Genomic DNA, 8,906 nt, shown 5'->3' with positions numbered 1-8,906 from the left:
GTGCCGCCACAGGAAGAACCAGGCGTAGAGATAGGTGATGACGATGGCCGGCATCATGAAGAAGAGGCAACCGAACATGTCGATCATCTTCTTCGTGCGGAACTTCACCGCCGAATAGACGAGGTCGACGCGCACATGCCCGCCCTGCACGAAGGTGTAGGACACGCAGAGCGTCACGACGAGCGCGTTATGGAACTTGAGGCTCTCGGCCCACCAGCTCAGGTCCTGCGCATAGGCGGTGCCGAGCGGGCCGAGCTGGATCTCGGCCACCCGGAAGATCCGCTGGAGAAAGACGATCATCACCTGGACGAGGACCATGACGAGGCCCGCCCAGGCCGCCGTGCGCCCCACCCAGTTGCCGATCCCCTCGAGGATGCGCACCCCCCACCAGAGGATATCGCGCTTCCAGAACATGCCGAGCGCGGTCAGGACGAGGAAGGTGGTGAAGACGACGAAGAAGAACTCGACCGAGGCGCCGTAGTAGATGAAGCGCATCACGGCCTGCGGGTCGGCCCAGTTCAGCCAGGCGCCCGGGTTGGTGATCGCGACGAACAGGTAGTAGGGCGCGAGCGCGATGTTCTGCAGCACCCAGAGAACGAATTCGATCATGCGGTGATACCCCCCGAGAAGGCGCCCTGCGCGGGCACGGCCGCTCCCGACAAACGCGATTGCCCCGCCCGGGGCGGCACGGAGGCCGCCCGGACGGGGCGAAGATCAGTCGGCGATCAGCCGGCGTTGACGCGGTTGCGCTGGCGGATGTACTCGCCGTCGCCGATATCCCACCAGGCTGCCGTCGAGCCCATCGAAGCGAAGTAGCTCTCGGCGATGCGGGCGTAGATCGGGTCGCTCATGCTCTCCGCGCTGACTTCGGCTGCGGCGCGGCCGAAGGCATCCCAGACATCGTCCGGGAACTCGCGGGCCACGACGCCCTCCGACTGGAGGCGGGCGAGCGCCGCACCGTTCTCGGCCAGCGACATGGAGAAGTTGTTCGCGTGCGTCGCTTCGCAGGCGATCTCGGCGATCTTCTGCTGCCCGGGGGTCAGCGATTCCCAGACGTCGAGGTTGAACACCAGCGCCAGCGCCGAGCCCGGCTCGTGGAAACCGGCGGTGTAGTAGATCTGGGTGACTTCCTGGAAGCCGAGGCGCTCGTCCGCGAAGGGGCCGATCCACTCGGCGCCGTCGATCTGGCCCGAGGCCAGCGCCTGGTAGATCTCGCCGCCGGGGATGTTCTGCACCGAAGCGCCGAGACGGCCGAGCACCTGGCCGCCCTGGCCCGGCATGCGGAAGCGCAGGCCCTGGAGGTCGTCGGCCGAGGTGATCTCGCTGTTGAACCAGCCGCCCGGCTGCATCGCGGTGTTGCCGCAGAGGAAGCCCTTGAGGTTGAACAGGCCCGACAGCTCGTGGTGCAGTTCCATGCCGCCCTGGTGGTAGTACCAGGCCATCATCTCGGGGCCGGTCATGCCGAAGGGCACGGCGGTGAAGAACGCGAAGCCGGGGTGCTGGTTGAGGAAGTAGTACTCGGCCGAGTGGTAGAGGTCGGCCTGGCCGGCGGAGACGGCGTCGAACACCTCGAAGGCGCCCACGAGCGAGCCTGCCGGCATCTTGTTGATGGTGAGCTGGCCATCGGTCATCTCGGTGATGGCGCGGGCCGCGTAGTTCGCCGCGTCGTCGAAGATCGCGAAGCCGTCGGGAACCGACGTGACCATGGTGAGCGTGCGGTTGCCCTGTGCGTAGAGCGGAGCGGCGAGAGTCGTCGAAGCGGCTGCCGCGCCGCCGATTGCCGACGTGCGCAGGAATGTGCGGCGATCCATTGGTATCCTCCCAGTTGGATGTCCCCTCGACCGTGCATCGGCCGTAGGTGTGGTATTCGCAGTGGCGGCACGTTAGCGAAGCGATTGGCGTCGTGAAACAGGTTTTGTTGGCCGAATGGCACTTTTTTGTAAAATTTCCTTACCAAAATCCGTCAATTTCGCGCGCAACGACCTGTGGACAACCCGCGGTTGCGCGACGTTAGCGCTACCGCACGGAACCGGTCGGGATCGACGCGCATTGAGTGAATCGCGCGCCGGTGGCCGGGCAGGCGGCCTCGCGCGCCGTGATCCTGCGCAAGCGCATGGCCGGAATTCGCTTTGTTGCGCGGAACGCCGCCCCTGCGACACATTATTCAGCGGCCCGCGCGTTTCGCGGTTGACGCTGACCGGGCGCGCCCATAGGTTCCCGCAACGCTTGGCACGAAACCCCGCGGAGCAGGCCCCGGTCATGGACCTCATTATCGTAGTGGTAGACAGGACGCGCATGGGTCGGTGACGGCAACCATACTCACACCCCATGCGCCCTCGGAAACCCCGGGGGCTTTTTTGTGCCGGACGGCAGGAAACGGTAGATCGTGGACGGAAACAGAAGGACACCCGCGATGGCATCCCAGACGAAGACCCAGATGACGGGCGCGAAGATGGTGGTCGAGGCCCTGAAGGAGCAGGGGGTCGAGGTCGTGTTCGGCTACCCCGGCGGCGCCGTGCTTCCGATCTACGACGAGATCTTCCAGCAGAACGCGATCCGCCACATCCTCGTCCGCCACGAACAGGGCGCGGTCCACGCCGCCGAGGGCTATGCCCGCTCGACCGGCAAGCCCGGCGTCGTCCTGGTGACGAGCGGCCCCGGCGCCACCAACGCGGTCACGGGCCTCGTGGACGCGCTGATGGACTCGATCCCGATCGTGGTTCTGACGGGCCAGGTTCCGACCTTCATGATCGGCTCGGACGCCTTCCAGGAGGCCGACACCGTCGGCATCACGCGCCCCTGCACCAAGATGAACTGGCTGGTGAAGGACACCGACCGCCTTTCGGGCACGATCCACGAAGCCTTCCACATCGCCACGCACGGCCGCCCCGGCCCGGTTCTGGTGGATATCCCCAAGGACGTGCAATTCGCCACCGGCGCCTACACCGCGAAACCGCAGGCCCGCGTCGAGCACTACCAGCCGAAGGTCAAGGGCGACCCCGCCATGATCGAGGCGCTGGTCGAGGCGATGGAACGGGCCGAGCGCCCGGTCTTCTACACCGGCGGCGGCGTCATCAACTCCGGCCCCCGCGCCTCGGACCTCCTGCGCGAGCTGGTCGAGGCCACGGGCTTCCCGATCACGTCCACGCTGATGGGCCTCGGCTCCTACCCGGCGAGCGGGGACAAGTGGCTCGGCATGCTCGGGATGCACGGTCTCTACGAGGCCAACCTCGCGATGCACGGCTGCGACCTGATGATCAACGTCGGCGCCCGCTTCGACGACCGGATCACGGGGCGCATCGCCGACTTCTCCCCGGGCAGCCGCAAGGCCCACATCGACATCGACCCCTCCTCGATCAACAAGGTGATCCACGCCGATTTCCCGATCATCGGCGACGTGACCCACGTGCTCGAGGAGATGCTGCGCGTCTGGAAGGCGCGCGGATCGAAGACCAACGCCCCGGCGGTGAAGCAGTGGTGGGCCCGGATCGCGGAATGGCGAAAGGTCGACTGCCTGTCCTTCAAGAACTCCGAGAGGACGATCAAGCCGCAATACGCGCTCCAGCGGCTCGAGGCGCTGACCAAGGACCGGGACCGCTACATCTGCACCGAGGTCGGCCAGCACCAGATGTGGGCCGCGCAGTTCCTCGGCTTCGAGGACCCCAACCGCTGGATGACCTCCGGCGGCCTCGGCACCATGGGCTACGGCACGCCCGCCTCGATCGGCGTGCAGATCGCGCATCCCGACGCGCTGGTGATCAACGTGGCGGGCGAGGCCTCGTGGCTGATGAACATGCAGGAGATGGGAACCGCGGTTCAGTACCGCCTGCCCGTCAAGCAGTTCATCCTCAACAACGAGCGTCTGGGCATGGTCCGCCAGTGGCAGGAACTCCTGCACGGCGAGCGCTACAGCCATTCCTGGTCCGAGGCCCTGCCCGACTTCGTCAAGCTCGCCGAGGCCTTCGGCTGCAAGGGCATCCTCTGTACCGATCCCGCCGACCTCGACGACGCGATCATGGAGATGCTGGATTACGACGGGCCGGTGATCTTCGACTGCCTGGTGGAGAAGCACGAGAACTGCTTCCCCATGATCCCCTCGGGCAAGGCCCACAACGAGATGCTTCTGGGCGAGGCCGAGACCAAGGGCGTGATCGGCGCAGAGGGTGGAGTCCTCGTGTGAGGCGGGCGGCCGCGGCGCTGCTCCTCGTCGCGTGCCTTGCGGGGCCGGTGGCGGCGCAGGACTTCCGCGGCCTCGACATCGGTGACGGGATCGCGGCGCTGGAGGCGCTGCGGCCCGATGCGAGGGAAACCGCCTGGCTCGCGCCGGGCGTGATCTCGACGCTCTACGCCCGGCCGGACGGCTCGCGCCTGTCCGTCACCTCGACCGAGGAGGTTCCGGGCGGCCGCATCCTCTACATGGAGACCTGGCACGCCGACGGCACGCCGCCCGCGCGGGGAGAGGGTCTGCGCATCGGCGCGACGACGCTGGCCGAGTTCACCGCCGCCGCGGGGTCCGAGGGCGTCTACTTCGCCGCGCGCGGCCAGTCGCTGCCGACGCCCCGGGGCGAAGTCTTCTTCCTCAGCTACCCGCTCGCCGGGCGGCCCGAGGTCTACGCGACATTCGCCTTCGTCGCGGCGCGTCCCGCGCCCCCGCAGGTGACGCCGCAGGGCGTCCGCGTGCTGCCGCCCGACGCGATCCTCGACAGCGTCATCCTGGCCCATGTCGACTACCTCGCCCGCTACCCGCGCGACTGGGGCCTCGCCGTCGTGGAACGCCCCGGCGCGGCCCCGATCGACCTCGGCTTCTGAGCCGGAGCGGGGGCCGGGAACCGTCCCCCTGCCCCGCGCGTTCAAGTCCCGCTTGCAACCGGCGACATGGATGATAGCCTGATCGCGACATAACTTACGTCGCTTTTGGGCCATGTCCCGTCGTCCCGCAGCCTGTTCGGCGGGCGCATTTCCCATCCGATGCGTCGAACAACGCCAAAGGAGGGGCTCGTGTTCAGAAAGATCATGGTTCCGGTCGATCTCGCCCATGCCAACCGGCTGGCGCGCGCCCTGCAGGTCGCGGCCGACCTCGCCGCCCATTACGGGGCCACCATCGTCTATGTCGGCGTGACCTCGCCGCAGCCGAGTTCCGTGGCGCACAGCCCGAAGGAGTTCGCAGGCAAGCTCGCCCGTTTCGCCGTCGCCCAGGCCGAGGCCTACGGCGTCTCGGAAGCGACGAGCCATCCCATCGTGGCGCACGATCCGTCGGTCGATCTCGACCGGGTGCTCGACCGGGCTGCCGACGAGACCGACGCCGACCTCATCGTCATGGGCAGCCACATCCCGCGCGCGTTCCAGATGCGCAGCCACGGCGGGCACCTCGCCTCGACGACCCGCCGCTCCGTGATGCTGGTGCGCGACGCGGACTGACCGCGGCGCCACGCAGGGGCACAGGCGACGACAGGAAGGAAGGGACGACAGAATGACCGACGACACGAACATCCAGGGCATCCCGGCGCCGGAAGGCGACGTGGACCTGATCGAGACGGACTACGACATCGGCCAGGACAACATCGAGGGGCAGCTCGGGCCCTTCGGCTTCGACATCCACAACCCGGTCTTCCTGATCTCGGGCCTCTCGGTCGTGGCCTTCGTGACCTACGCGCTTCTCGCGCCCGCGCAGTCGGCGGAGTTCTTCGGCTGGCTCCGCCCCGCGCTGACCTCGAGCTTCGACTGGTTCTTCCTCCTGTCGGCCAACATCTTCGTCCTGTTCTGCCTCGCGCTCATCGTGCTGCCCGTGGGCAAGGTCAGGCTCGGCGGCGCGGAGGCGACGCCCGACTATTCCTATCCGGGCTGGTTCGCGATGCTGTTCGCCGCCGGCATGGGCATCGGCCTCATGTTCTTCGGCGTGCTCGAGCCCGCCTACTACTTCGCCACGCCCTGGGGCGACGCGCCGCTCGGCACCGTGCGGCCCTTCACCGAGGACGGCGCGCTGATCGAGGGCAACATCGCCGAGGCGCGGCAGATGGCGCTCGCGGCCACCTCCTACCACTGGGCGCTGCACCCCTGGGCGATCTACGCGGTCGTGGCGCTGGCGCTCGCGCTCTTCACCTACAACAAGGGCCTGCCGCTGACGATCCGCTCGGCCTTCTATCCGCTGCTGGGCGAACGCGTCTGGGGCTGGTGGGGCCACGTGATCGACACGCTCGCGGTCTTCGCCACGCTCTTCGGCCTCGCCACCTCGCTCGGCTTCGGGGCGCAGCAGGCGAACGCGGGGCTCGAATACGTCTACGGCATCCCCAACACGATCACGGTGCAGGTCATCCTCATCGTCGCGATCACGGCGGTGGCGCTGATCTCGGTCCTGCGCGGCCTCGACGGCGGCGTGAAGGTGCTGTCGGAGATCAACATGGGGCTGGCGTTCCTGCTCCTGCTCTTCGTCCTCTTCGCGGCGGGCGCGGCCACGATCCTGACGGAGTTCGGCGAGGGCATCGTCGGCTATTTCCGCGAGGTCGTGCCGCTGTCCAATCCCTTCGGCCGCGAGGACACGGGCTACCTCCAGGGCTGGACGGCCTTCTACTGGGCGTGGTGGATCTCGTGGTCGCCCTTCGTCGGCATGTTCATCGCCCGCGTCAGCCGGGGCCGCACGGTGCGCGAGTTCATCACCTGCGTGCTCATCATCCCGTCGCTCGTCTGCGTCCTGTGGATGGCGGTCTTCGGTGGCGCGGCGATCAACGACATGGTGGCGAACGGGGCGGACTCGGCCGTCTACGCCAACGTCATCGCCACATACAGCCCGGAGCTGTCGCTCTTCGCCATGCTCGAGGGTCTGCCGCTGGCGGGGATCACATCGACGCTCGGGATCGTGCTGGTGATCGTGTTCTTCGTGACCTCGTCGGATTCTGGCTCGCTCGTCATCGACACGATCACGGCGGGCGGAAAGGTCGACGCGCCGGTGCCGCAGCGGGTCTTCTGGTGCACCTTCGAGGGGCTCGTCGCCATCGCGCTCCTCGTGGGCGGCGGGCTCGCCGCGCTCCAGGCCATGGTGATCTCGACCGGCCTGCCCTTCACGGTGGTGCTGCTCCTCCTGTGCTACGCGATCTGGCGGGGGCTGAAGGCCGAACCGACCTGACGCCGGCGCAACAGGGCGAGGGGCGCGGTCGGCAAGGCGCTTGATCCGCGAGGGGCGGCCTGTATGCAGGGGGACGACAGCCTCCTGCCCCCAAGGCCCCCTGCCCCGACGCCCCATGCCGCACGCGAGACAGACGCCGAGACCAGACCACCCGCGCGCCGGAGGCGCCGCATGACGGCGCAGGACACGCTGCCCGCCGCCCCCCTGTCGGGGCGGGGCGCCGACCGGATCGGCGCCATCGTCGCGATGCTGTCGCTCGTGCTCCTGTGGTACTGGCTCACCATCGTCTGGCACATCCTCGCGATGCCCGGCACGCAGGTCGTCGACATGGACTTCCGCGTCTTCTGGGGCGCGGCGCGGCTGGCCGTCATGGGCGAGCCGCTGGCCGCCTTCGACCAGGTCCGGCTGGCCGAGATGCACGCGGACGAGCGCGACGTCTGGCTGCCCTGGGCCTATCCGCCGGGCCTGCTCCTCGCGTTCTATCCGCTCGGCTTCATGGACTTCTTCCCGGCGCTCGTGACGCTGATCGGAGCCTCGCTCCTGGCGATGCTCGCGGCCGTCCGTCTCTATGCCGGCGACTTCCGGCCCATCTGGCTCTGCTTCGCCTTCGCGCCCGCGATCCTGCCCGCGCTGGTGGCGGGCCAGGTCTCGGTCCTCTGGGCGGCGGGGCTTCTGGCCGCGCTGGCCGCGATCCGGGACGGGCGGGTCGTGCTGGCGGGGATCGTCCTCGGCCTTCTCACCTTCAAGCCGCAGCTCGGCCCGCTCGTGGCGCTGGCCTGCCTCGCCTCGGGGCAGTGGCGCGTGATCGGCGTGGCGGCGGTCAGCACGGTCGTCTTCCACGGGCTCGCCACGCTGGTCTTCGGCATCGGCTACTGGCCCGCCTTCCTCGACATGGCGGGGCAGCACGCCGACAAGATGCGCGCCTCCATCGGCGAGGCCGAGATCATGGTCAGCGTCTATTCCACGCTCATCGGCCTCGGCATGCGCGAGGGGCTCGCGCTCGGCCTCCAGTTCGGGCTGAGCGCGCTCGCCGCCCTCGCCGTCTGGATCGCCTGGTCGTCGCGGGACATGGGTTTCGACGCGAAGGCCGCGATCCTCGTCACCGCGATCCCCGTCGCCTCGCCCTATCTCTGGTATGCCGAGACCGCCTTCCTCGCGCCCGCGCTGATGCTGATGCTGCGCGCGGGGATGCTGAGCGCGCGCGGCCCCGGCCTGCCCCTCGTCGTCGTCATGGCGCTCGGGGTCACGCCGCTCCTGCTCCTCCAGCTTCTCACGCAGGTCGAGGTGCCGCCCCGGCGCCTCTACGCCGGGCCGGTCCTGCTGGCCGCCTTCCTTGTTGCAGCGGCGCCGCTAATCGGGCACTTGCGCAGCAGAATCCCGCGAACGTGACCGGCACGCGAAAGGACCGCCCATGTCGCCGCTCAACATCGAAAAGGGCTCGTCGAGCCACTCCGCCTACGACCTGCGCTCGCACATGTCGGACGCGATCGAGACGCATACCCTCGCGATCCTCGTGACCAACGAGGCGGGCGTGCTGGCGCGCGTCATCGGCCTGTTCTCCGGGCGCGGCTACAACATCGAGAGCCTGACGGTGGCCGAGGTCGACCACGCGGGGCACCGCTCGCGCATCACCATCGTCACCAGCGGCACGCCGCAGGTGATCCAGCAGATCCGCATGCAGCTCGAGCGGATGGTTCCCGTGCACGAGGTCTCGGACCTGACCGTCGAGGGCCCCTTCGTCAGCCGCGAGCTCGCGCTCATCAAGGTCATCGCCAAGGGCGAGCAC

At 68.4% G+C, this 8,906-nt stretch carries 8 protein-coding genes; 6 read left to right on the top strand and 2 right to left on the bottom strand.

The window, feature by feature from the left end; translation table 11 throughout:
* Both ACTS11_RS17765 and ACTS11_RS17760 read right to left on the bottom strand, forming a co-directional pair.
* Positions 1-609 (bottom strand): TRAP transporter small permease subunit (locus ACTS11_RS17765; RefSeq protein ID WP_442641629.1); only part of this gene is annotated, 609 nt, incomplete at its 3' end.
* Positions 610-725: 116 nt separating this feature from the next.
* A complete protein-coding gene (locus tag ACTS11_RS17760) occupies positions 726-1,811 on the bottom strand; it encodes a TRAP transporter substrate-binding protein (RefSeq protein ID WP_442641628.1) in 1,086 nt (361 codons plus the stop codon).
* 602 nt (positions 1,812-2,413) lie between these two features.
* Between ACTS11_RS17760 and ACTS11_RS17755 the strand changes: the two genes are divergently transcribed.
* The 6 genes from ACTS11_RS17755 to ilvN form a co-directional block, all read left to right on the top strand.
* Positions 2,414-4,180, top strand: coding sequence for an acetolactate synthase 3 large subunit (locus ACTS11_RS17755; protein ID WP_442641627.1), 1,767 nt, complete (start codon positions 2,414-2,416; stop codon positions 4,178-4,180).
* Positions 4,177-4,809 carry a hypothetical protein gene (locus tag ACTS11_RS17750; protein ID WP_442641626.1) on the top strand — a complete coding sequence of 211 codons (633 nt, stop codon included), beginning with the start codon at positions 4,177-4,179 and terminating at the stop codon, positions 4,807-4,809. The genes ACTS11_RS17755 and ACTS11_RS17750 overlap by 4 nt, the downstream gene beginning before the upstream one ends.
* 189 nt (positions 4,810-4,998) lie before the next feature.
* The gene (locus ACTS11_RS17745) at positions 4,999-5,418 is read left to right on the top strand and encodes a universal stress protein (RefSeq protein WP_442641625.1); all 420 of its coding nucleotides are present in this window, start codon (positions 4,999-5,001) and stop codon (positions 5,416-5,418) included.
* Between the two features lie 52 nt (positions 5,419-5,470).
* Entirely contained in the window at positions 5,471-7,120 is a 1,650-nt protein-coding gene (locus ACTS11_RS17740) for a BCCT family transporter (protein ID WP_442641624.1), read from the top strand.
* Positions 7,121-7,291: 171 nt separating this feature from the next.
* Positions 7,292-8,509 carry a glycosyltransferase family 87 protein gene (locus ACTS11_RS17735; RefSeq protein ID WP_442641623.1) on the top strand — a complete coding sequence of 406 codons (1,218 nt, stop codon included), beginning with the start codon at positions 7,292-7,294 and terminating at the stop codon, positions 8,507-8,509.
* 22 nt (positions 8,510-8,531) lie between these two features.
* A partial coding sequence (ilvN, locus tag ACTS11_RS17730; RefSeq protein ID WP_442641622.1) for an acetolactate synthase small subunit occupies positions 8,532-8,906 on the top strand: 375 nt, incomplete at its 3' end.

Origin of the sequence: Roseicyclus sp. (genome assembly GCF_052168335.1) — a bacterium.
Lineage (GTDB): Bacteria > Pseudomonadota > Alphaproteobacteria > Rhodobacterales > Rhodobacteraceae > Roseibacterium.
Note: the sequence above shows the minus strand (reverse complement) of the source record. Positions and strands in the feature narration are given on the sequence as shown.